General features: G+C 53.8%; 19 protein-coding genes. 15 read left to right on the top strand and 4 right to left on the bottom strand.

From position 1 onward, the window contains the following. Positions 1–124: 124 nt before the first annotated feature. From dnaK to nhaA, 3 genes are all read left to right on the top strand, one after another. The gene (dnaK, locus tag PAGR_RS18125; protein ID WP_013024558.1) at positions 125–2,035 is read left to right on the top strand and encodes a molecular chaperone DnaK; all 1,911 of its coding nucleotides are present in this window, start codon (positions 125–127) and stop codon (positions 2,033–2,035) included. A 102-nt stretch (positions 2,036–2,137) separates the two neighbouring features. Then, the gene (gene dnaJ, locus PAGR_RS18120) at positions 2,138–3,283 is read left to right on the top strand and encodes a molecular chaperone DnaJ (RefSeq protein ID WP_013024559.1); all 1,146 of its coding nucleotides are present in this window, start codon (positions 2,138–2,140) and stop codon (positions 3,281–3,283) included. A gap of 262 nt (positions 3,284–3,545) precedes the next feature. Beyond that, positions 3,546–4,724, top strand: a complete 1,179-nt coding sequence (gene nhaA, locus PAGR_RS18115; protein WP_014606615.1) for a Na+/H+ antiporter NhaA — start codon at positions 3,546–3,548, stop codon at positions 4,722–4,724. A gap of 439 nt (positions 4,725–5,163) precedes the next feature. On the opposite strand, the gene rpsT is transcribed toward nhaA, so the two are convergent. After that, the gene (gene rpsT / locus PAGR_RS18110; RefSeq protein WP_006117633.1) at positions 5,164–5,427 is read right to left on the bottom strand and encodes a 30S ribosomal protein S20; all 264 of its coding nucleotides are present in this window, start codon (positions 5,425–5,427) and stop codon (positions 5,164–5,166) included. A 317-nt stretch (positions 5,428–5,744) separates the two neighbouring features. Here rpsT and ribF point away from each other — a divergent pair, with 317 nt between their 5' ends. From ribF to PAGR_RS23305, 9 genes are all read left to right on the top strand, one after another. Continuing rightward, positions 5,745–6,671 (top strand): bifunctional riboflavin kinase/FAD synthetase, encoded by a 927-nt coding sequence (gene ribF, locus PAGR_RS18105; protein WP_013024562.1) that lies wholly within the window; start codon positions 5,745–5,747, stop codon positions 6,669–6,671. A gap of 29 nt (positions 6,672–6,700) precedes the next feature. Continuing rightward, a complete protein-coding gene (gene ileS, locus PAGR_RS18100) occupies positions 6,701–9,520 on the top strand; it encodes an isoleucine--tRNA ligase (RefSeq protein ID WP_014606614.1) in 2,820 nt (939 codons plus the stop codon). Beyond that, complete coding sequence (gene lspA, locus PAGR_RS18095; RefSeq protein ID WP_014606613.1) at positions 9,520–10,023, top strand: signal peptidase II; 504 nt, start codon at positions 9,520–9,522, stop codon at positions 10,021–10,023. Before ileS ends, lspA begins: the two co-directional genes overlap by 1 nt. A 3-nt stretch (positions 10,024–10,026) precedes the next feature. Next, a complete protein-coding gene (fkpB, locus tag PAGR_RS18090; protein WP_014592885.1) occupies positions 10,027–10,497 on the top strand; it encodes an FKBP-type peptidyl-prolyl cis-trans isomerase in 471 nt (156 codons plus the stop codon). Then, entirely contained in the window at positions 10,478–11,428 is a 951-nt protein-coding gene (gene ispH / locus PAGR_RS18085; protein WP_014592886.1) for a 4-hydroxy-3-methylbut-2-enyl diphosphate reductase, read from the top strand. The genes fkpB and ispH overlap by 20 nt, the downstream gene beginning before the upstream one ends. A 210-nt stretch (positions 11,429–11,638) precedes the next feature. Next, the gene (gene dapB / locus PAGR_RS18080) at positions 11,639–12,454 is read left to right on the top strand and encodes a 4-hydroxy-tetrahydrodipicolinate reductase (RefSeq protein ID WP_014606612.1); all 816 of its coding nucleotides are present in this window, start codon (positions 11,639–11,641) and stop codon (positions 12,452–12,454) included. A gap of 469 nt (positions 12,455–12,923) precedes the next feature. Next, positions 12,924–14,072: a glutamine-hydrolyzing carbamoyl-phosphate synthase small subunit gene (carA, locus tag PAGR_RS18075; protein WP_014606611.1), complete on the top strand. Its 1,149-nt coding sequence runs from the start codon at positions 12,924–12,926 to the stop codon at positions 14,070–14,072. A 13-nt stretch (positions 14,073–14,085) separates the two neighbouring features. Beyond that, on the top strand, positions 14,086–17,316 hold the full coding sequence (gene carB / locus PAGR_RS18070) for a carbamoyl-phosphate synthase large subunit (RefSeq protein WP_014606610.1): 3,231 nt from the start codon (positions 14,086–14,088) through the stop codon (positions 17,314–17,316). A gap of 681 nt (positions 17,317–17,997) precedes the next feature. Continuing rightward, on the top strand, positions 17,998–18,897 hold the full coding sequence (locus tag PAGR_RS23305; protein WP_014606609.1) for a GNAT family protein: 900 nt from the start codon (positions 17,998–18,000) through the stop codon (positions 18,895–18,897). Between the two features lie 181 nt (positions 18,898–19,078). On the opposite strand, the gene PAGR_RS18060 is transcribed toward PAGR_RS23305, so the two are convergent. Continuing rightward, positions 19,079–20,137 carry an SDR family oxidoreductase gene (locus PAGR_RS18060; protein WP_013024571.1) on the bottom strand — a complete coding sequence of 353 codons (1,059 nt, stop codon included), beginning with the start codon at positions 20,135–20,137 and terminating at the stop codon, positions 19,079–19,081. Positions 20,138–20,232: 95 nt separating this feature from the next. Between PAGR_RS18060 and PAGR_RS18055 the strand changes: the two genes are divergently transcribed. The 3 genes from PAGR_RS18055 (at position 20,233) to folA (ending at position 23,237) form a co-directional block, all read left to right on the top strand. Continuing rightward, on the top strand, positions 20,233–21,120 hold the full coding sequence (locus tag PAGR_RS18055) for a LysR family transcriptional regulator (protein WP_014606608.1): 888 nt from the start codon (positions 20,233–20,235) through the stop codon (positions 21,118–21,120). A gap of 262 nt (positions 21,121–21,382) precedes the next feature. Further along, positions 21,383–22,522 carry a porin gene (locus PAGR_RS18050; RefSeq protein ID WP_014606607.1) on the top strand — a complete coding sequence of 380 codons (1,140 nt, stop codon included), beginning with the start codon at positions 21,383–21,385 and terminating at the stop codon, positions 22,520–22,522. A gap of 232 nt (positions 22,523–22,754) precedes the next feature. Continuing rightward, on the top strand, positions 22,755–23,237 hold the full coding sequence (gene folA, locus PAGR_RS18045; protein ID WP_024472273.1) for a type 3 dihydrofolate reductase: 483 nt from the start codon (positions 22,755–22,757) through the stop codon (positions 23,235–23,237). A 56-nt stretch (positions 23,238–23,293) separates the two neighbouring features. Here folA and apaH read toward each other — a convergent pair whose 3' ends face one another. Both apaH and apaG read right to left on the bottom strand, forming a co-directional pair. Further along, positions 23,294–24,151 carry a bis(5'-nucleosyl)-tetraphosphatase (symmetrical) ApaH gene (gene apaH, locus PAGR_RS18040; RefSeq protein ID WP_014606606.1) on the bottom strand — a complete coding sequence of 286 codons (858 nt, stop codon included), beginning with the start codon at positions 24,149–24,151 and terminating at the stop codon, positions 23,294–23,296. A gap of 54 nt (positions 24,152–24,205) precedes the next feature. Further along, positions 24,206–24,583 carry a Co2+/Mg2+ efflux facilitator ApaG/CorD gene (apaG, locus tag PAGR_RS18035; protein ID WP_013024576.1) on the bottom strand — a complete coding sequence of 126 codons (378 nt, stop codon included), beginning with the start codon at positions 24,581–24,583 and terminating at the stop codon, positions 24,206–24,208.

Here is a 24,583-nt window from a genome sequence, read left to right as displayed (position 1 = left end):
TTGTCATCGAGCGTTGTGAACGTTGTAAAAAAAAGCATGTGAGGTTGGGTTGAATGTAAACAACCTGCCCACATAAAAGGTTCACAACCCAAACTGGCAACGAATTTAAGTGGGAGATGTTTAGATGGGTAAGATTATTGGTATTGACCTGGGTACAACCAACTCTTGTGTTGCGGTCATGGACGGCACCAAAGCGCGCGTACTCGAAAACGCGGAAGGCGATCGCACCACGCCTTCGATCATCGCTTACACCCAGGATGGGGAAACTCTGGTCGGACAACCGGCTAAACGTCAGGCCGTCACCAACCCGCAGAATACCCTGTTTGCGATTAAGCGCCTGATCGGCCGTCGCTTCCAGGACGAAGAAGTGCAGCGTGATATCAAAATCATGCCATACAAAATTGTGGGTGCCGATAACGGCGACGCATGGCTGGAAGTGAAAGGCCAGAAAATGGCACCGCCGCAGATTTCTGCGGAAGTCCTGAAAAAGATGAAGAAAACGGCTGAAGATTTCCTGGGTGAGCCAGTGACTGAAGCGGTTATCACTGTTCCAGCCTACTTCAACGATGCGCAGCGTCAGGCGACCAAAGATGCCGGCCGTATCGCAGGTCTGGAAGTCAAACGTATCATTAACGAACCTACCGCCGCGGCACTGGCTTACGGTCTGGATAAAGGCCAGGGCAACCGCACGATCGCGGTCTATGACCTGGGTGGCGGTACATTCGATATCTCTATCATCGAAATCGATGAAGTTGATGGCGAGAAAACCTTTGAAGTGCTGGCAACCAACGGTGATACCCACCTGGGTGGTGAGGACTTCGACAGCCGTCTGATCAACTATCTGGTCGCGGAATTTAAGAAAGATCAGGGCATCGATCTGCACAACGATCCGCTGGCGATGCAGCGCCTGAAAGAAGCGGCAGAGAAAGCGAAGATCGAGCTGTCTTCTGCGCAGCAGACCGACGTTAACCTGCCGTACATCACGGCGGACGCAACCGGTCCTAAGCACCTGAACATTAAAGTGACTCGTTCTAAACTGGAATCACTGGTTGAAGATCTGGTTGCTCGCTCTATCGAGCCGCTGAAAGTGGCACTGCAGGACGCCGGACTGTCAGTTTCTGACATCAACGATGTCATCCTGGTCGGTGGTCAGACACGTATGCCACTGGTTCAGGCGAAAGTGACCGAGTTCTTTGGTAAAGAGCCACGTAAAGATGTGAACCCGGACGAAGCAGTTGCCGTAGGTGCTGCGGTACAGGGCGGTGTGTTAGGTGGTGATGTTAAAGACGTTCTGCTGCTGGACGTGACCCCGCTGTCACTGGGTATCGAAACCATGGGTGGCGTGATGACATCGCTGATCAGCAAGAACACCACCATCCCAACCAAGCACAGCCAGGTGTTCTCGACGGCAGAAGACAACCAGTCTGCCGTAACGATTCACGTGCTGCAGGGTGAACGCAAGCGTGCCAACGACAACAAGTCTTTGGGCCAGTTTAACCTGGACGGCATTCAGGCTGCGCCACGCGGTATGCCGCAGATTGAAGTGACCTTTGACATCGATGCGGACGGTATCCTGCACGTGTCGGCGAAGGACAAAAACAGCGGTAAAGAGCAGAAGATCACCATTAAGGCGTCTTCCGGCCTGAACGAGGACGAGATTGCGAAGATGGTTCGTGATGCTGAAGCGAACGCAGAATCTGACCGTAAGTTCGAAGAGCTGGTGCAGACCCGTAACCAGGGCGACCAGATCGCGCACAGCACACGTAAGCAGCTGGATGAAGCGGGCGACAAGCTGTCAGCTGATGATAAAGCGCCTATCGAAGCTGCACTGAGCGCGCTGGAAACTGCGCTGAAAGGCGAAGATAAAGCAGAGATCGATGCCAAAATGCAGGCGCTGATGGAAGTATCCAGCAAGCTGATGGAAGCGGCACAGCAGTCTCAGGCAGGTGCAGCGGATGCCCACGATGCGTCAGCGAAGAAAGATGACGACGTGGTTGATGCTGAATTCGAAGAAGTGAAAGACAATAAGAAATAATTGCCCCTGACCGGGCGCGACGGTTGCCCTGACAGCCGTTGAAACCAGCACGGGCGTAGGAGTTTTCTCCACGCCCGTGCGATCATGTTAAGGGCTAAATAAATGGCGAAGAGTGATTACTACGAGATTTTAGGCGTCGCCAAATCTGCAGACGAGCGTGAAATCAAAAAGGCTTACAAACGCCTGGCGATGAAACATCATCCGGACCGCAATCCCGGTGATAAAGAATCTGAAACCAAATTTAAAGAAGCGAAAGAAGCCTACGAGATTCTGACCGACCCTCAGAAGCGTGCGGCCTACGATCAGTACGGCCATGCTGCCTTTGAACAAGGTGGTATGGGCGGTGGCGGATACGGCGGCGGCGGCTTTGGCGGCGGCGGTGCAGATTTCAGCGATATCTTTGGCGACGTTTTCGGTGACATCTTTGGTGGTGGCCGCCGTCAGCGCGCAGCCCGTGGTGCAGATTTGCGCTACAACATGGAGCTGACGCTGGAAGAAGCGGTTCGCGGCGTGACCAAAGAGATCCGTATACCGACGCTGGAAGAGTGTGACGTTTGCCACGGCAGCGGTGCCAAAGCGGGCACCAAACCGCAAACCTGTTCAACCTGTCATGGTGCAGGCCAGGTACAGATGCGTCAGGGCTTCTTCACCGTACAGCAGGCTTGTCCGACCTGTCACGGTCGCGGCTCGGTGATTAAAGATCCGTGCAATGCCTGTCACGGGCACGGTCGCGTAGAGAAATCGAAAACCCTGTCGGTAAAAATTCCTGCCGGTGTGGATACGGGCGACCGTATTCGTCTGAGCGGCGAAGGTGAAGCCGGTGAGCAGGGCGCACCTGCGGGCGATCTGTACGTGCAGGTGTCGGTGAAAAAACACCCGATCTTCGAGCGTGAAGAGAACAACCTCTACTGCGAAGTACCGATTAACTTCGCGATGGCCGCCCTGGGTGGCGAGATTGAAGTGCCGACGCTGGACGGTCGCGTGAAGCTGAAAGTCCCGGCAGAAACCCAGACCGGCAAGCTGTTCCGCATGCGCGGGCGTGGTGTGAAGTCGGTGCGCGGCGGTGCGGTAGGCGATCTGCTGTGTCGTGTGGTGGTGGAAACGCCAGTCAGCCTGAACGACAAGCAGAAAGCGTTGCTGCGTGAGCTGGAAGAGAGCTTTGGTGGGCCCAGCGGCGAGCATAACAGTCCGCGCTCCAAAAGCTTCTTCGACGGCGTGAAGAAATTCTTCGACGACCTGACGCGTTAATCGCGTTACTGACGTCAGACCCGATGAAAGCGGAGAGGAAACTCTCCGCTTTTTTTTGCGTCCTGCACTGCTGAAACGGTTTCTGGCACAGACCAGCTCTGCACCTTTCACGGCTATCCGGTTCTCCCGTCGGGTTATCATTCGCGGGCTGTTGTAGCCAAAAGTCTAACGTAATGTAAAAGCGACTAAATAAGCTTTTTATCAGGTTCGTTGAATCGTTACACTGCTCAGCATTCTGTATTACGCTCAGGAGGAGTGCATTTTGTCAAAACCTCGTCGAATTAAGCATTTACTGAAAAGTTTTATTGAGAGCGATGCCAGCAACGGCATGGTGCTCATTCTGGCTGCGGTCGTCGCTATGATCCTCGCCAATGGCGCTTCCACCGCCCAGGGCTACCAGGCTTTGCTGGATACACCGGTACATATTCGCTTCGGCGAACTGGATATCAGTAAAAATCTGCTTCTATGGATCAACGACGCCCTGATGGCACTGTTCTTCCTGCTGATTGGTCTGGAAGTGAAGCGCGAGCTGATCTCAGGCGAACTCGCCAGCCGCGATCGGGCCATCTTTCCGGTGATTGCCGCGTTAGGGGGAATGGCGGCACCGGCACTGGTGTTTTTGCTGTTTAACCACGGTGATGAGATTGCCCGAAATGGCTGGGCGATCCCCACCGCGACGGATATCGCGTTTGCGCTCGGAGTCCTTGCCCTGCTTGGCAGCCGTGTGCCGACCGCCCTGAAGGTATTCCTGATGGCGCTGGCGATTATTGATGACCTGGGTGCCATCGTGATCATCGCGCTGTTTTACACCAGCGATCTGTCTGTGATGTCTCTGAGCGTGGCGGCAGGCGCTATCGTGGTGCTGGCGGTGCTGAACCGCTGTAACGTGCGGAATATCGCCATCTATATGCTGGTCGGCATAGTGCTGTGGACGGCCGTGCTGAAATCGGGCGTCCATGCTACGCTGGCGGGCGTGATCGTGGGCTTCTTTGTACCGCTGGAAGAGAAAGACGGCCATTCGCCTGCGGAACATCTGGCACACGGATTAATGCCGTGGGTGAACTGGCTGATTCTGCCGCTGTTTGCCTTTGCGAATGCCGGGATTTCGCTGACGGGTATCACCTTTGGCGATGTGCTGTCACCAGAGCCGCTGGGCATCATCCTGGGCCTGTTAATCGGTAAGCCGCTGGGGATTACGCTGTTTTGCTGGCTGGCGGTGAAGCTGAGGCTGGCAGCCTTGCCGAGCGGCACGACTATTCGCGATATCATGGCGATTGGCGTGCTGTGCGGTATTGGCTTTACCATGTCGATATTTATCAGTTCGCTGGCCTTTGACGCTGCCCACGAGCAGTTAGTGACGTTCTCTAAGCTGGGTATCCTCAGCGGTTCGTTGCTTTCCGCCGTTCTGGGTTACACCTTATTGCGAATCAAGCTGCGATAAAAATCCATTGCTGCAACACATTCATCCGGTGTTGCAGCAATGCTGTTTCCTGTCTCAACATCTCAACATCTCAATATGGCCTGTGACCCACGATGACATCGCGCGTTGACTGGCTGTTATCGCGTTACTCTGCGGCCGGTCTGAACTCGCAAGGACGCCGTGATTGACCTTTTCTGTTCACCCTGGACCTGATAACCCGAAGGAGGGCTCGTGATAGAGGCTGTCCGGAGCGCTACGAGCCTGAACCTGGGGCAGCATTGTTCGGCAGGTTGAGAGCAGTGCAGAGGCGGTGGGTTGTCTGGCATGGCAGGGCAGGGCTGGAAGATAAAGTCAGGAAGATAAAGTCATGAAGAGACAGTCGCCTGGCGGTGCTAAACAGCAGGCATAAAAAAACCGGCTTAGCGCCGGTTCTTTCAACAAAGCGATGAACAAATGGCGATTAAGCCAGTTTGTTGATCTGTGCAGTCAGGTTTGCTTTATAACGTGCAGCTTTGTTTTTGTGGATCAGACCTTTAGCAGCCTGACGGTCCACAATTGGTTGCATTTCATTAAATGCGTTCTGCGCAGCAGCTTTGTCGCCTGAAGCGATCGCCGCGTATACTTTCTTAACGAAGGTACGCATCATAGAGCGACGGCTTGCGTTATGCTTGCGACGTTTCTCAGATGTTACGGCACGTTTCTTAGCTGATTTGATATTAGCCAAGGTCCAACTCCCAAATATGTTCGATAGAGACAAATCAAAGGCCGAGGACTATGCCTTTTGGACCTTCTGTTGTCAATGGATTTGTGCAAATAAGCGTCGTTTACAAGTGATAACCTGTATGACACTCGGTTACGTATTTGATGGCGCAAGATTCTACCAGCTTCCGCTCCCTGAATACAGTATTTCGCAACAAAATTCTCTCAGCGGCTTTGCAAGGCAGTAAATACGGCCTGTAACGCATGAAAGGCGTGTTCACGGGTTAACCTTGGCGGCTTTCGAGGGTATAATCCGCCGATTTCCACCGGTTTGAGTCAGCCATGAAGTTTATCCGCGGTATTCATAATCTTAACGCGCAGCATCACGGCTGCGTTTTGACCATTGGTAATTTCGATGGTGTGCACCGCGGTCATCAGGCGCTGATGGGGCGGTTGCTGGAAGAGGGACGGAAACGTAACCTGCCAGTGATGGTGATGGTGTTTGAACCCCAGCCGCTTGAACTGTTTGCGGGCGAAAGCGCACCCGCCAGGCTCACTCGCTTGCGAGAGAAGCTAAAATATCTGGCAGAGATCGGCGTGGACTCCGTGCTGTGCGTGCGTTTTGACCATCGCTTTGCCGCGTTGTCGGCGCAGAGTTTTATCAGCGAACTGCTGGTGAACAAGCTGGGCGTGAACTATCTTGCCGTCGGGGATGATTTCCGCTTTGGCGCTGGTCGCCAGGGGGATTTCCTGCTATTACAGAAAGCCGGCGCCCAGTATGGCTTTGATGTGGTCAGCACAGAAACCTTTTGTGACGGCGGTAAGCGCATCAGCAGCACGGCGGTGCGTCAGGCACTGGCCGAGGACAACTTAGCGCTGGCGCAGTCGCTGCTGGGCCATCCTTTCAGTATCTCTGGGCGCGTCGTGCACGGTGATGCACTCGGACGCACGCTGGGGTTCCCTACGGCTAATCTTCCTTTACGCCGCTGCGTGTCGCCGGTTAAAGGCGTTTATGCGGTGGAAGTCCATGGGCTGGGGCCACAACCCCTGCCTGGCGTTGCCAATATCGGCACCCGCCCGACGGTAAAAGGTTTGCGCCAACAGCTTGAAGTTCACCTGTTGGACATCAATATGGATCTCTATGGTCGCCACATTGATGTGGTGTTGAAGCAGAAAATACGAAACGAGCAGCGCTTTGCTTCACTGGATGCGTTGAAAGAGCAAATTGCGAAAGATACGGTAACGGCCCGACAATTTTTTGGTCTGTAACCTGAGCGAAAAACGGAATCGAGAATCTGATGAGTGACTATAAATCAACCCTGAATTTGCCGGAAACGGGGTTCCCCATGCGTGGCGATCTGGCCAAGCGCGAACCGGGAATGCTGCAACGTTGGTATGATGACAACCTGTACGGCATCATCCGCGAAGCCAAGAAAGGGAAAAAAACCTTTATCCTGCATGATGGCCCTCCTTATGCGAACGGCAGCATTCATATTGGTCACTCTGTTAACAAGATTCTGAAAGACATTATTGTGAAGTCTAAAGGCATGGCAGGTTACGACTCGCCGTATGTGCCAGGCTGGGACTGTCACGGTTTGCCTATCGAGCATAAAGTTGAGCAGATGATCGGCAAGCCGGGCGAAAAAGTCAGCGCCGCCGAATTCCGCGCCGCCTGCCGTCAGTATGCCGCCGAACAGGTTGAAGGGCAGAAAGCCGACTTTATTCGCCTGGGCGTGCTGGGCGACTGGGATCGTCCTTACCTCACCATGGACTTCACCACCGAAGCCAATATCATCCGTGCCCTGGGTAAAATCATCGGCAATGGCCACTTGCACAAAGGCGCCAAGCCGGTGCACTGGTGCATGGATTGCCGTTCTGCTCTGGCGGAAGCCGAAGTGGAATACTACGACAAAACCTCCCCCTCCATCGATGTGATGTTCAATGCCGTTGATGCGGACAGGGCGCGCGCAGCCTTCGGTGTGACCGCCTCAGAAGGCCCGGTTTCGCTGGTGATCTGGACGACCACGCCGTGGACCATTCCGGCTAACCGCGGTATTTCACTGCATCCCGAGTTCACCTATCAGCTGGTGCAGATTGCAGGACGTAGCCTGATCCTGGCAAAAGATCTGGTTGAGAGCGTCATGAAACGCGCGGGCGTCAGCGACTGGACCGTGCTGGGCGAATGTCAGGGCGCGGCCCTGGAATTGCAGCTGTTCCAGCATCCTCTGCTTGAGCAGATCCAGTCCAAAGTCGTATTAGGTGAGCACGTCACGCTGGATGCCGGTACGGGGGCTGTTCATACCGCGCCAGGCCACGGCCCGGATGACTACGTGATTGGTCAGAAATATGGTCTGGAAACGGCTAACCCGGTCGGCCCTGATGGTGCCTACCTGCCGGGTACGTATCCGGGACTCGACGGCATTAACGTCTTTAAAGCCAATGATATGATCGTTGAGCTGCTGAAAGAGAAAGGCGCATTGCTGCACGTTGAAAAACTGCTGCACAGCTACCCACACTGCTGGCGCCATAAAACCCCGATTATCTTCCGTGCCACGCCGCAGTGGTTTATCAGCATGGATCAGAAAGGCCTGCGTGCTCAGTCATTACAGGAGATCAAAGGCGTGCAGTGGATCCCGGACTGGGGTCAGGCGCGCATTGAGTCCATGGTTGCCAACCGGCCTGACTGGTGTATTTCCCGCCAGCGTACCTGGGGCGTGCCAATGGCGCTGTTCGTACACAAAGAAACCGAAGCCCTGCATCCGGATACCCTGGCGCTGATGGAAAAAGTGGCGCAGCGCGTTGAGCAGGATGGCATCCAGGCATGGTGGGATCTCGATCCGCGCGATCTGATGGGCGACGATGCTGACCACTACGTGAAGGTGCCGGACACGCTGGACGTCTGGTTTGACTCAGGTTCCACCAGCTATTCGGTCGTGGATGCCCGCCCGGAATTTGGTGGCAATACACCGGATATGTATCTGGAAGGTTCCGATCAGCATCGTGGCTGGTTTATGTCGTCGCTGATGATCTCGACCGCGATGAAAGGCAAAGCGCCTTATCGCCAGGTACTGACGCACGGCTTTACCGTCGATGGTCAGGGCCGCAAGATGTCCAAATCCATCGGCAATACCGTTGCACCCCAGGATGTCATGGACAAGCTGGGTGCGGACATTCTGCGCCTGTGGGTTGCTTCTACCGATTACTCGGGTGAGATGGCGGTATCCGATGAAATCCTGAAACGCTCTGCGGATGCCTATCGTCGTATTCGTAACACCGCGCGCTTCCTGTTAGCCAACCTGAGCGGCTTTAACCCGGCCACCGATCTGGTTAAACCGGAAGAGATGGTGGTGGTCGATCGCTGGGCGGTGGGACGTGCGCAGGCGGCGCAGGCGGATATCATCGCCTCTTACGAGCACTACGATTTCCACGAAGTGATTCAGCGCCTGATGCAGTTCTGCTCCATCGAGATGGGCTCCTTCTACCTGGATATCATTAAAGATCGTCAGTACACCGCGAAAGGCGACAGCCTGGCCCGCCGTAGCTGCCAGTCAGCGCTGTGGCACATTGTTGAAGCGCTGGTACGCTGGATGGCACCGATCATGTCTTTCACGGCCGACGAAATCTGGGGCTATCTGCCAGGCGATCGGGCGAAGTATGTCTTCACTGAAGAGTGGTATACCGGCCTGTTTGGTCTGCCAGAAAACGAAGCGCTGAACGATGCGTACTGGGCAGAACTGCTGAAAGTACGTGGTGAAGTGAACAAGGTGATCGAGCAGGCGCGTAGCGACAAACGTATCGGTGGCGCGCTGGAAGCGTCCGTTACTCTGTATGCCGATGCGGACCTGGCGACGAAACTGCAGGCGTTAGGTAACGAACTGCGTTTTGTGCTGTTGACCTCCGGTGCTCAGGTCGCTGATTACGCAGAGGCAGAGGCTGAAGCGCAGCAGAGCGAACTGGTAAAAGGGCTGAAAATCGGCCTGCATAAGGCAGAAGGCGAGAAATGCCCGCGCTGCTGGCACTACACGACTGACGTCGGTCAGAATCCGGAGCACGCTGCGGTGTGCGGTCGCTGTTACACCAACGTAGCCGGCAACGGCGAAGAGCGTAAGTTTGCCTGATGAGTAGACCTGTTTTCTCCACCGGATTGCGCTGGCTGTGGCTGGTGCTGGTTGTTATCGTTGTTGATTTCATCAGCAAGCAGTGGGTCATGAACAACATGATGCTGCATGAAACGCAGCCGCTGATGCCGTTCCTTAACCTGTTCTATGCGCATAACTATGGCGCGGCGTTCAGCTTCCTCGCGGATAAAGGCGGCTGGCAGCGCTGGTTCTTTGCCGGCATTGCCCTGGCGATCGTGGTGTCGTTACTGGTCATGATGTACCGCAACAGCGCCAGTCAGAAGATCGCCAATATCGCCTATGCCTTAATCATTGGCGGCGCAGTGGGCAATCTGTTTGACCGTTCGTATCATGGCTTTGTGGTAGATTTTATCGATTTCTACGTCGGTAACTGGCACTTTGCTACATTTAATATCGCTGACTGCGGCATCTGTATCGGGGCCGCGTTGGTGGTGCTGGAGGGCTTTTTCAATCCTTCCAGCAAGCAGGTTAAAAAAGGGTAAACCATGACTGAGTCTGTACAGGGCGACAGCGCGGTATTGTTGCATTTCGTCATGAAGCTGGAAGACGGCTCAGTGGCGGAATCCACTCGTGCCAACGGTAAACCTGCGCTGTTTCGTCTCGGCGACGGTAGCCTGTCCGGCGCGCTGGAGCAGGCACTGTTGGGATTGACGCCGGGTGAAAAACATCAATTCACGCTGGCACCAGAAGACGCGTTTGGTAGCGTCAGCCCCGATCTTATCCAGTACTTTTCCCGCCGTGATTTTATTGACACGGGAGAGCCTGAGATTGGCGCCATCATGCTGTTTACCGGAATGGGCGGTAGTGAAATGCCAGGCGTGATTCGGGAAATTTCCGGTGATTCAATCACCGTGGATTTCAACCATCCGCTGGCAGGCCACCGCGTTCAGTTTGATATTGAGGTGCTGGATATCGATCCGGTACTGGAGGCGAACAATGCAAATTCTGCTGGCTAATCCACGGGGTTTTTGTGCAGGTGTAGATCGCGCCATCAGCATTGTTGAAAACGCACTAACGCTGTTTGGTGCGCCGGTGTACGTCCGGCACGAAGTGGTTCATAACCGCTACGTGGTGGACAGCCTGCGCCAGCGCGGCGCGATTTTTATTGAGCAGATCGCGGAAGTGCCTGATGGCGCTATCCTGATTTTCTCTGCCCACGGCGTCTCGCAGGCGGTACGCAATGAAGCAAAAGGGCGTGATCTCACCGTCTTTGATGCCACCTGCCCACTGGTGACCAAGGTGCATATGGAAGTGGCCCGCGCCAGCCGTCGGGGTGAAGAATCGGTACTGATTGGCCACGCGGGCCATCCGGAAGTGGAAGGCACCATGGGGCAGTACAATAACCCTAAAGGTGGGATGTACCTGGTGGAGTCGCCGGAGGACGTCTGGAAGCTGGACGTTAAAGATGACAACCGCCTGTCCTTTATGACCCAGACGACGCTGTCGGTGGATGACACGTCGGAAGTGATTGATGCGCTGCGCGCTCGCTTCCCGAAAATCGTGGGCCCACGTAAAGATGATATTTGTTATGCCACCACCAACCGTCAGGAAGCCGTGCGGGCGATGGCCGAGCAGGCCGATGTGGTATTGGTAGTCGGATCGAAAAACTCCTCTAACTCCAATCGCCTGGCCGAGCTGGCCCAGCGCATGGGTAAAGCGGCGTATCTGATTGATGATGCGGCGGACATTCAGCCTGAGTGGGTGGTTTCTGTCGATTGTGTTGGCGTAACGGCGGGCGCTTCGGCTCCCGATATTCTGGTTCAGAACGTGATTAGTCGCCTGCAGGCCTTGGGCGGTGGTGAAGCGAGAGTGCTGGAAGGGCGGGAAGAAAACATTGTGTTTGAAGTGCCCAAAGAGTTGCGGGTTGACGTCCGCAACGTGCAGTAATCCGCACACGTTAAGCAATCAAAAGGCCGACTCTGTTCGGCCTTTTTGCTTTTCAGACCGGGTGCTGGCGGCGGAAATTGCTTTTACTGATAATCCGCCCCACCTGGCATAAAAATTCTTATTATCCCCGAGAAAGAGTGGCGCAGTTGTTATCTCATGGTTAACCTGATTGCGCTTGCATGCATAGATTTGTTTTAGGAATGAATAAATATGAAGAATATCCGCATTGCCATCGTGGGCGCGCCGGGGCGCATGGGGCGCAATCTGATTCAGGCGGTTGCTCAGCTGGAAGGCGTTGAGCTGGGCGCAGCGTTAGCCCGACCGGGATCCTCGTTGATCGGCAGCGACGCAGGTGAACTGGCCGGTATCGGCCACGCTGGCGTTACCCTGAGAGATGACTTACGCGCCGTCGTCGATGATTTTGACGTCGTGATTGATTTCACCCGCCCTGAAGGAACGCTGGAATACCTTGCCATCTGTCGTGAGCACCGCAAAGCCATGATCATCGGTACGACAGGCTTTGATGACGCCGGTAAAGCAGCGATTCGCGACGCGGCGGCGGATATTGGCATTGTGTTTGCCGCTAACTTTAGCGTAGGCGTTAATCTGGTCCTGAAGCTGCTGGAGAAAGCCGCCAAAGTGATGGGCGATTATGCGGATATTGAAATTATTGAAGCGCATCATCGCCACAAGGTGGATGCACCCTCCGGCACGGCGCTGGCGATGGGCGAGGCGATTGCAGAGGCGATGGACTGGAAACTGGATGAACATGCCGTTTACAGCCGTGAGGGCCATACCGGTGAGCGAAAAGCGAATACCATTGGTTTTGCCACTGTGCGGGCAGGAGACATTGTCGGAGAGCATACCGCGTTATTTGCCGACGAAGGGGAACGCATAGAGATAACGCACAAGGCGTCCAGTCGCATGACCTTTGCCAATGGCGCCGTAAAGGCTGCCATTTGGCTGAGTGAGAATAAAACCGGGCTTTACGATATGCGTGACGTGCTGGATTTATCAAGTTTGTAATGAGTTTTACCTGTGTGATGTGGTGATTTCAATCGCTAATAACTTGATTGAGAAGGGCAATTTTTTAATTGCCCTTAATTTTATCTAAAAAATAGTCGCTTTGGCCTTTTTCTTCATTGTGATGAATGAAAGTCGGGTTTTTCTTCCTTTCGCTTCTCAGTAAACCTGCTAATTTTGACCATTTGGTCAAAATTAGCAGTTGGTTTTCCCGGAATAAACATCGACTGCGATCGGCAAACGTTTATTCGGCTGTGTTTACCCCTGTTTTTAACGCTTATCCTCTTCATTTTCGCTCTGAGCCTGAAAAGATGTTAAAAATGTTGCTTCAGGGTGGACAAGTATCAGGACGATCATTAGAATGCGCGCAATTTGCCAAAAATTGACCACTCAGGCAGTTTTTGCATTGATTCAGATCACTATTTTGAATTAATATGCAGATATTGTGACTGTTTATTCCCTGGAGGATGTTTTGATTAAGTCAGCGCTCTTGGTTCTGGAAGACGGAACCCAATTCCACGGTCGGGCCATCGGGGCTACAGGGTCGGCAGTGGGGGAAGTCGTTTTCAATACGTCAATGACCGGTTATCAAGAAATCCTCACTGATCCCTCCTATTCCCGCCAGATTGTTACTCTCACTTATCCCCATATCGGCAATGTTGGTGCTAACGCCGCCGATGAAGAATCCAGTCAAATCCATGCGCAGGGCCTGGTCATTCGTGACCTGCCGCTGATTGCCAGCAACTACCGTAGCGAAGAAAGCTTATCGGCTTATCTGCAGCGCAATAACATCGTGGCGATTGCCGATATTGATACGCGCAAGCTGACGCGACTGTTACGGGAAAAGGGCGCGCAGAACGGCTGCATTATTGCAGGCGATAATCTGGATGCGGCTCTGGCCTTACAAAAAGCGCAGGCTTTCCCTGGCCTGAAAGGCATGGATCTGGCAAAGGAAGTGACGACGGCTGAAACCTATGCCTGGCAGCAGGGGAGCTGGACACTGGAAGGGGATTTGCCAGAACAGAAACAGGCAGAAGCACTGCCTTACCACGTCGTCGCTTATGATTACGGCGCGAAACGCAACATCCTGCGTATGCTGGTGGACCGCGGCTGCCGCCTGACAGTGGTGCCGGCCAAAACGCCAGCAGAAACGGTCCTGGCGATGAATCCGGACGGTATCTTCCTCTCTAACGGCCCTGGCGATCCTGAGCCCTGCGATTATGCCATTGAGGCGATTCAAGCCTTCCTGAAAACCGATATCCCGGTGTTTGGTATTTGCCTGGGCCACCAACTGCTGGCCCTGGCCAGCGGCGCGAAAACCGTCAAAATGAAGCTGGGCCACCACGGCGGCAACCATCCAGTTAAAGATTTGGACAACAACCGCGTCATGATCACGGCGCAGAACCACGGCTTCGCGGTGGATGAGGCGAATCTGCCTGCGAACCTGCGTGTGACGCATATCTCCCTGTTCGATAAGACGGTGCAGGGCATCCACCGCACCGATAAGCCTGCGTTTAGCTTCCAGGGCCATCCGGAAGCCAGCCCGGGACCGGGTGATGCTGCACCGCTGTTTGACCACTTTATTGAGTTGATTGACGCATTCCGTTCGAAAGCAAAGTAATCAGGAGCTAATCATGCCAAAACGTACAGACATACAATCCATCCTGATTCTTGGTGCCGGTCCGATTGTGATCGGTCAGGCCTGCGAATTCGACTATTCCGGTGCACAGGCGTGTAAAGCCCTGCGTGAAGAGGGTTACCGCGTCATTCTGGTGAACTCCAACCCGGCCACCATTATGACCGACCCGGAAATGGCCGATGCAACCTACATTGAGCCGATTCACTGGGAAGTGGTACGTAAAATCATTGAAAAAGAGCGCCCGGATGCGGTGCTGCCCACCATGGGCGGCCAGACGGCGTTGAACTGTGCGCTGGAGCTGGAGCGTCAGGGCGTGCTGGAAGAATTCGGCGTCACCATGATTGGTGCAACCGCAGACGCTATTGATAAAGCAGAAGACCGTCGTCGTTTTGACGTGGCGATGAAAAGCATCGGTCTGGATACCGCGCGCTCCGGTATCGCGCATACCATGGATGAAGCGCTGGCAGTGGCGGCCGATGTGGGCTTTCCCTGCATTATCCGTCCGTCTTTTACCATGGGCGGCACCGGCGGCGGTATCGCGTATAACCGCGAAGAGTTTGAAGAGATCTGTGAACGCGGCCTCGACCTTTCCCCAACCAACGAGCTGTTAATTGACGAATCGCTGATTGGCTGGAAAGAGTATGAGATGGAAGTGGTGCGTGACAAAAACGACAACTGCATCATTGTCTGCTCAATTGAAAACTTTGATGCCATGGGGATCCACACGGGCGACTCCATCACGGTTGCGCCCGCGCAGACGCTGACCGACAAAGAGTACCAGATTATGCGTAACGCCTCGCTGGCGGTGCTGCGTGAGATTGGTGTGGAAACCGGCGGCTCCAACGTACAGTTTGCGGTGAACCCGAAAAATGGTCGTCTGATCGTGATCGAGATGAACCCGCGCGTGTCACGTTCCTCGGCGCTGGCCTCCAAAGCAACCGGCTTCCCGATCGCGAAAGTGGCGGCAAAGCTGGCGGTTGGCTTTACGCTCGATGAGCTGATGAACGACATTACCGGTGGACGGACGCCTGCCTCGTTTGAGCCTTCAATCGATTACGTCGTCACAAAAATTCCTCGCTTCAACTTTGAAAAGTTTGCTGGTGCGAATGACCGTCTGACCACGCAGATGAAGTCAGTGGGCGAAGTCATGGCGATTGGTCGCACCTTCCAGGAGTCGGTGCAGAAAGCGCTGCGCGGCCTGGAGGTTGGCGCGAATGGTTTTGATCCGAAAGTCCACCTTGACGATGCGGAAGCCTTAACCCGTATCCGTCGTGAGCTGAAAGATGCCGGTTCCGATCGGATCTGGTACATCGCCGATGCCTTCCGTGCGGGGATGTCGGTGGACGGCGTATTCAATCTCACCAATATTGACCGCTGGTTCCTGGTGCAGATTGAAGAGCTGGTTCGTCTTGAAGAGCAGGTAGCGCGCGAAGGCGTGAACGGGCTGAACGCCGATTTCCTGCGCACGCTGAAGCGCAAAGGTTTTGCCGATGCGCGCCTGGCCTCACTGGTGGGCGTGGCAGAAGGTGAAATTCGTAAGCTACGTCAGCATCACAATCTGCATCCGGTTTACAAGCGGGTGGATACCTGCGCGGCAGAATTCTCGACCGATACAGCCTATATGTACTCTACCTATGAGGAAGAGTGCGAAGCGAATCCTAACCAGGATCGTGACAAGATCATGGTACTGGGTGGTGGACCAAACCGTATCGGCCAGGGCATTGAGTTTGACTACTGTTGTGTTCATGCGGCACTGGCGCTGCGCGAAGACGGTTTCGAAACCATCATGGTGAACTGTAACCCGGAAACCGTCTCCACGGATTATGACACCTCTGACCGCCTTTACTTCGAGCCGGTAACGCTTGAAGACGTGCTGGAGATCGTCCGCATCGAAAAACCGAAAGGGGTGATTGTGCAGTACGGTGGTCAGACTCCGCTGAAACTGGCTCGTGCACTGGAAGCCGCTGGCGTACCGGTCATCGGGACCAGCCCGGATGCGATTGATCGGGCAGAAGACCGCGAACGCTTCCAGCAGGCCGTTGACCGCCTGAACCTGAAGCAGCCTGCCAACGCCACCGTTGCCACCCTGGAGCAGGCGGTAGAAAAAGCTGCCGGGATTGGTTATCCGCTGGTGGTCCGTCCCTCGTACGTGCTGGGCGGACGTGCGATGGAAATCGTCTACGACGAAATAGACCTGAAGCGTTATTTCCAGACGGCGGTGTCGGTTTCTAACGATGCGCCGGTCTTGCTGGATCGCTTCCTTGACGATGCTGTAGAAGTCGATGTGGATGCCATCTGTGATGGTGAGCGTGTACTGATCGGCGGCATCATGGAGCACATTGAGCAGGCAGGCGTTCACTCAGGTGACTCGGCCTGTTCTCTGCCGGCCTACACGCTGAGTCAGGATATTCAAAACGTAATGCGTCAGCAGGTTGAAAAGCTGGCGTTTGAGCTGAACGTTCGCGGCTTAATGAACGTGCAGTTCGCGGTGAAAGACAATGAAGTCTACCTGATTGAAGTTAACCCACGTGCTGCGCGTACCGTTCCTTTTGTGTCAAAAGCGACGGGCGTACCGCTGGCGAAAGTCGCCGCACGCGTGATGGCAGGCAAAACGTTGGCAGAGCAGGGCGTCACCGAAGAGGTGATTCCGCCTTACTACTCTGTCAAGGAAGTGGTGCTGCCGTTTAACAAGTTCCAGGGCGTTGACCCCATTCTGGGGCCAGAAATGCGCTCAACCGGTGAAGTCATGGGCGTGGGCCGTACCTTTGCAGAGGCCTTTGCCAAAGCGATGCTGGGTGCGCAAAGCAACATGAAGAAAACCGGACGCGCGCTGCTGTCGGTCCGTGAGGGCGATAAGAAACGTATCGTTGACCTGGCCGCGAAGTTGCAGAAGTTTGGCTTTGAGCTGGATGCCACTCACGGCACCGCTGTGGTGTTGGGGGAAGCGGGCATTAATCCTCGCCTGGTTAACAAGGTTCACGAAGGCCGCCCACATATTCAGGACCGGCTGAAAAACGGCGAATATGCCTACATCGTGAATACCACGGCAGGCCGCCAGGCTATTGAAGACTCCAAGCTGATTCGTCGTAGTGCGCTGCAATACAAAGTTCATTACGACACTACGCTAAACGGGGGTTTTGCAACGGCCATGGCGCTAAACGCCGACCCGACTGAAAAAGTGATTTCAGTACAGGAAATGCATGCGCAGATCCTTGCGCATAAATAGCGCTGGCTGAGTGGCGGTAATAGCCCCTGTGGTAGGACGATTTGCCAGTGTGCTGGCTTAACGCTCCTCGCAGGGGCTTTTTTTTGAGAGATCGGGCCTGAACTGAGCAGTTCTACAGGCACGGGTACAGATCACCCTCTGCTGAGTGCGTTTCTGTCTTAGCAGGCAGCGTGGAGGCTGTACCTGCCTGCGGCAAGCGCCGCCTGTAAAAAAGGGCATCGCCTTTAGAATGGTTGGTGAGTCTGGGGTTGGTCAGAAAGCAGTCTGTTCCTAACAGAACGGGATGACCCCTGTTTCTGGGCAGCGATTCTCAGGTCAGCGCGACATTTCGAATAAACCGGTATTTTTTTTTATATTCTTTTCAGGCTCATGAACGTTTCTGAGTAAACAGACTTTAATTAAATAGTTTTTTTTAAATATTGATGCCTTGATGTTTAAATACGCATTAATGTTTTTAATTATTTACGATCTGTTTCTTAACGCTCTACTGTATTTTCGCTATTTGACCGTTGCTCAACCGATTTTAAACAAACCCGCATTACTGCTTACAGTGCTCGATAATCACCTGTTCAGCCGCAGCGCTTATCTTTAAAATACCCTGTATTTTTCATGGTTTACATACCCAGAGAACCCATTCGCTTCTCTGAAGTTTACATGCTTGATTAAGAGTTAGCGCCTGACATGTTTATTCCCAAGTTTTTCAGATGGGGGCAGTGCTCTTTTGAGGATTATCAAAGAGCCTGTAATAATTTTGGTTATAACTGCGAGTCCGCACCGGAATTTATTGCCTTTAAAATGCGATGTGGGCAGTCCTTTGACTTTTATTCTTATCAAAGGAAAGGGAAAACGATGGGGAGCGTGTGCGTTGAAAAGGGCTGGCTTGCCAACGATGGCAGACATCGGCAGCGTTCGCTTCCCGCGCTACTTGCTCCCTCAACCTCTGTCTATGTGCCGTTTTGCAACGAGGCGTCGAAAAAGGTGCTTTTACCTTTCCGGTGCAAGTCGCTACATCATTTGCAGCGTCATCGCTTCCTCAATACCTCCTATAGCCTGTTTAGTAAGAGCCATGCCGCTTTTACCAAGAGCCCTGTCGCCGACTTTTCCCGTAAAACGGTCTCGACACGGGAGAGAGAGCTCAGAAAGTTTCTCAATGACGGGGGGAGTTTTCTCAATGTCAGCCAGCTTGACGGGGAACATATTTTTGAGGTGTTTGAGATTCTCTATCAGGCGAGACGCAATCAGGCCATCGCGGAGAGGGCCATTAATAAAGCGTTTTTCCGGGAGTTTCAGCCCTGTTTCAAAGGCTATATGATGTTCCTGCATAATGAACCTGTTGCACTGCAGCTCCTGCTTTCTGTCTCGAGCAGTGCCGGGATGTTCGTTGATTTTATTAATATTGGCTACCGGATAGACAGCAATGCTGGCGCGGTGGGGACAATGCTGATGTGGAAGAACCTGACAGCCTTGTATCAGGAAGCAGCAGAAAAGCAGCTTCCTCTTCATTACTCCTACGGTTCGATGTCCGGAGACTATAAAAACCGCTGGTGCCATTCGGTTAATAACGGCCGGGTCATCATCTGATTGATCCGTTCTGTCGGCGCGTTGACATACCTCTGCGTCGTGAAGCCAGTTTAGCGTGATTCGACCAGGTGCCTGATGGCCCTGTTTTTCCGCTCCCGTGGGCGGCTTTTGCCTGCGAAGCGCGATTGATCAATGCTCCCCTGCCAGCGCTGCGGCAGGGGAAAATGGCTCGCTGCATGCCTCAGGGAATAATGTTCGCCATCCTGAACTGAGTAAACAGGCGGATAAACATCTCATCCGTGGCGCAAAATTCGGTAAACCCTGCCCGCCTCAGTTTGCTGCCATCACCAAACATATCGTAATCCCAGCTAAAGACAAAATCGGCGAACTGACCGTCACTCAGCCTCATGATGTCAGCCTCAACCAGCTGTTTTTTTTCCGCCAAGGCATGCCATGTCCTGCGGTAATCGCCGAAAAGCTGCTGAAATGACAACGCAACCGGGGGCGCCGTCTCCAGTTCAAACCAGCCTGCAATGAGGGGCCAGAGCTCACACCATCGCCAGATATCACCGTTATTGATGTTAAATGCCTGATTCCTGGCGGAGGATGCGGTTGATGCCCACAGGGTGGCGGCAGACAATAAGCTATCATCGGTGTGATCGATAATGCTGTGCCAGGTGCGCTGCGACCCTGGAAAGCGCAGGGGCAGATTTTGCGCTTTGCACAGTGAAGCGTATATCGCGATACTCAGCGCAAGATTCATGGTATTGCCGGTTAACGCGCTGCCGACAACGCCAGGACGAAGTGCATGCCAGTGCCAGGTTTTATGATGCTGAAAGCGGCAGAGCCAGTCCTGTTGCGCCGTATTGAATTCGGCGCCGGGAATAGCGGCATCGCTTTCTCTGGCGGGGGTTTTGAACGGGCCAAGATGAGCGCCGTAAATTTTGTAGCCCTGCATCAGGCTCACCGTTTCCAGCGGAGCCACGTTCTCAACCTGAGTGACCAGGTTACGTAACATGGTGACGTTGGGTTCAACCATTTCCCGCCAGCTCGCGGCATTAAGCCAGGCGCTGTAGAAAATGTGGGTAACGTGCCGAAGGGGCTTGAGGGCGCGTGCAGTGTCTTTTTCATTGAGCAGATCGACGTTAACAAACGGCACCGTGCCCCGGTGAGCGCCTCCTGCGCGAGACAATCCAATAACCTGCCATTCATTCTGCAACAGCGTTTTAACCAGTTTGCTGCCGACAATACCGCTTGCACCCGCAACCAGTGCGACTTTAGATTGAGGCTTCTGTGACATTTTTTGTCCTCCAGTTTGGTTGCAGACAGCCTGCTATAAATTGTTTTTTGTCGGTATCCCCGAAAGCTGATGTCACTTATAAGAGAAATGCGTAAATGAATAACAAGCTCAATGCCATTCGAACGTTTTTACGCGTGGCTGAGGCGGGGTCTTTTTCTGAGGCAGCACGCCAGTTGAATATCAAACAGTCTGCGGTCAGCCAGCAGATCGCCGCGCTTGAGGCTGAACTCGGCGTAGTGCTGCTGCACAGGACGACGCGGGTGAGGGTACTGACAGCGCAAGGAGAATATTACCGGCGTAAGATGCAGCCCATACTTGAGGCAATGCAGGCGGTCGAGAACCAGCTATCCCCTGTCGCACAGCAATGGCAGGGCAAGATAAACGTTCAACTCCCGGGCGGATTAGGGCGTTTGTTTCTTCCTCATCTGCTCGGATTGCAAAAAGCGAATCCGGGTTTGCATCTGACGCTCTCGCTTGATGACAGGATATCCGACCTGGCCAGAGAAGGCGTGGATGTGGCGTTCCGCCTTACTCAGGATGCGCCGGAAGTGTATCCGGCACGGAAAATCGCGCGTATTGAAACACCGCTTTTCGCATCACCGGATTTCCCGCCGCTCAATTCACTGGATGCATTGATGTGCCAACCGCACGTGCGTTTCAGCAGCATTGCCGAGTCTGCGCCATTGCGGCTTGTCAGGGGCGATGAAACCGTAGAACTGGCCGTAAAGACAGCCTTCAGGGCCAATAGCAGTGAAGGGTTATTACAGGCGTTGCAGGCGGGAATCGGTGTAGGCGGTATGCAATTACCCCTTGCAACTGAGGCGTTGAAATCCGGCTCGCTTATCAGGGTGTTGCCAGCGTATCGCTATCCCGATCGCTTTGTGTATGCCGTTTTCCCGGATGCGCGCTTTATCCCTCCCAGGGTTAGAGGCATCGTCGCGTTAATCGAAAAAGTGCTGGTCGATCTGCCAGGGGCAAACTAAATACGGCTCACAGCCAGAGGGAAGACCGGCGATGTAACGCATTCTCAGTCAGGCTGCTGATGCGGCCCACTGGCGCTGTATCAACCCGTTCATACTGGGGTAAGCGGCAGCAATCTCAAATAAATTTGATTTAATTTTTAGCCAATCATGCCCAATCTGCTCATCCGCACAAATCTATAATACAAAAAACTACCAGGCTGACATTGACCGCTGTAATATCCGGCTCGCTCATTATTAGAGCGTAAACAGGATAGTTATAACAATGAAAGCGCGTTCTTTTTCACTGAGTGCAGTGGCTGCACTCCTGGCTCTGGCGTCTTTTTCCAGCCAGGCTGAAATCACTCTTCTCAAACAAGACCCACAAGCAGGCGATCCCCTTAGCCGTCTCGATTTTAAATTCGGTGGCAGTATTCGTCCTCAGTTTAACCATCAAACCGGCGTGAATGATAAATCCTATAAGCGTAATGGCTTTGACGGTGGTTCACGTTTCCGCTTTAGCGCGGATTACTACCTGTTCGACGATATCAGTTGGACCAGCTACTACGAGCTGGGCGTTAACATTCCGGCCGTATTCAACTGGGATAATCACTACGCTGAAGGGGCGCATGAAACCACGCGCCGCCAGCTCTATACCGGCCTGAAAAGTAAAACCTGGGGCCAGTTGACCTTCGGTCAGCAGAACAGCGTTTATTACGACGTTGTGGGTGCCAAGACGGATATCTGGGATTACGACATGCTGGCCCAGGCACCGGGTAACGGCATTAACGGTGATTACGACGGTTCATACCGTTCTCGTAAGCAGCTGAAATACAAAAACAGTTATGGTGCAGTTGATCTTTATGCCTCTTACCTGTTTAGCGATAACGAATATTTGCCGGGCAATGGACTGCGCTACAAGCGTCAGGGCGGCGGTTCGCTGGGCGTGAATTACAACATTACGCCAACGCTGGCATGGGGCACGGCCTGGAACTACACCCGCGCCAGCATGCGTGATCCGGTCACGGGCAACAATAAAGAGTACGACCAAAACATTTTTGGCACGGCACTGAGCTGGACGCCGGGTAACTGGACACTGTCAGCAGGCGGTGGCTGGTATCAAAACTTCCTGACGACCAAACAGCGCAACGTGAATAACTATTTTGCGGACGATGCCTGGGGCATCGAATATTACGCCGGATACAAAATCCCGGTGGCGCAATATGGTTTCAAAGCCGTTCAGCCTTACGTGATGGGCGACCGTTTAGAATACGTGAATGGCCGCAACTACCAGCGCATTGACAATGGCCTGGGCGTAACGTTATTCCTGGACTACGGTTTCCGTGTGGATTACGAACATGTCTTCACTTCCAGTACGGACAATCAGGGCGATATGAACCTGGTTCGTTTCCGCTACGATTTCTGATGACACACAACGGCTCCCCAGGGAGCCGTTTTTATTATCATGATTTATAGCGAGGTGACGCCATTATCTGGCGACTTTTGCGGTGGACTTGCCCTTCTTATGGAGTAAAACCCTGTACAACGTCTGAAACATGGTGGCAATGCCGCTTTATGCAATAAGCACCTTCCTGCTATCGACGAAGGTTTAACCTTTACGTATCATGGCGCCTGTTTTTTTCAGCGAGCCTTTTAACATGATTAGTCTTATCGCGGCATTAGCAGCAGATCGCATTATTGGAATGGAAAACGCCATGCCGTGGGACCTGCCTGCAGACCTGGCGTGGTTTAAGCGCAACACACTGAAAAAGCCAGTTATTATGGGCAGACTGACCTTTGAATCTATTGGTCGTCCATTGCCTGGCCGGCTCAACATTGTGGTCAGCAGCAAGCCGGGCAGTGCCGAAGGCGTAACCTGGGTAACTTCGCTGGACGACGCCATCAGTGCGGCGGGTGAGGCTGAAGAGATCATGGTCATTGGCGGCGGCCGCATCTATGAGCAGATGCTGGCGCGCGCCGACCGTCTTTATCTGACGCACATTGATGCGGAAGTGGAAGGCGATACGCAGTTCCCGGATTACGAGCCGGATGAGTGGCACTCCACGTTCAGTGAGTTTCATGATGCCGATGAGCAGAACTCGCACAGTTACTGCTTTGAGATCCTCGAACGCCGCCGTTAATTTACGCGCAGTAAATAACGCCTTGTTGTGACAAGGCGTTTTTTTATGGCTGCGCGTTAGCGGGTTGACGATTGCGGAGTAAGATCGTCCGGTACGGACAACTGACGGTTCGATGGCTGAATATAGTAGCGTTGGGTTTCCCAGTGCAGGAGCGTCAGGTTCCCGCCCCAGCAGCAGCCGGTATCCAGACCGATAATGCCCTCTGGCGTGCCTTTCCCTTCCAGCGACGCCCAGTGACCGAAAACAATAGTGTGATCGCGTGCGACCGGGCCTTCAATCATGAACCAGGGTTTTAACGGCGGCGGGGCGGATTCCGGCGCATCCTTACAGATCATGTCTAGCTGACCGTTAGGAAAGCAGAAACGCATACGGGTTAGTGCATTGGTCGAGAAGCGCAGGCGGGCCAGGCCGGTCAGGGATTCACTCCAGTTATTCGGCATGTCGCCGTACATTGCGTCAAGAAACAGTGGGTAACTGTCGCTGGACAGCACGGCTTCCACTTCGCGTGCGCACTGTTGTGCTGTATCCAGATCCCACTGAGGCGTAATGCCGGCATGGCCCATCACCAGCTTTTTCTCTTCATCGACCTGCAGCAACGGCTGGCGACGCAGCCAGTTAATCAGGTCATCTGCATCTTCCGCTTCCAGCAGCGGTGTCAGGCGATCTTTGGGTTTATTACGACTGATTCCGGCATAAACGGCCAGCAAATGCAGATCGTGATTACCCAGCACCAGACGGACGCTGTCACCCAATGACTTTACGTAGCGCAGAACCTCCAGCGAGCCGGGCCCTCGCGCCACCAGGTCACCCGTCAGCCATAAGGTATCCTGACTGGGATCGTAATTAACCTGGTTCAGCAGAGCACGTAATTCATCATAACAACCGTGAACGTCGCCAATCAGGTAAGTATTCATAGAGGATTATCCAACTCAGACAGTCGCCCGCCAGGCGGGCGAAGGGCGCCAGTATCAATGGATGTGGGTTTGAATCGCGAGGCGGAATACCGGGATCTCGACGTGGAATTCATCGCCTTGCTCATCGACCATCACATAGTGACCTTGCATGGTGCCCATCGGGGTTTCAAGAACAGCACCGCTGGTGTACTGATATTCGTTTCCCGGTGCAATATGCGGCTGTTCGCCTATGACGCCTTCACCCTGAACTTCCGTCTCACGGCCGTTGCCGTTAGTGATGAGCCAGTAGCGTCGGAGCAGTTGCACTGAGGACCGGCCTACGTTGCGAATCGTGACGGTATAAGCAAAGACATAGCGCTCATCTTCCGGTGAGGACTGTGAGGCGACATACAGACTTTGTACGTGCAGCGATACGCGGGCCGGTTCACTCAT

The sequence above is a fragment of the Pantoea ananatis PA13 genome (genome assembly GCF_000233595.1).
GTDB classification, from domain to species: Bacteria; Pseudomonadota; Gammaproteobacteria; order Enterobacterales; family Enterobacteriaceae; genus Pantoea; species Pantoea ananatis.
Note: the sequence above shows the minus strand (reverse complement) of the source record. Positions and strands in the feature narration are given on the sequence as shown.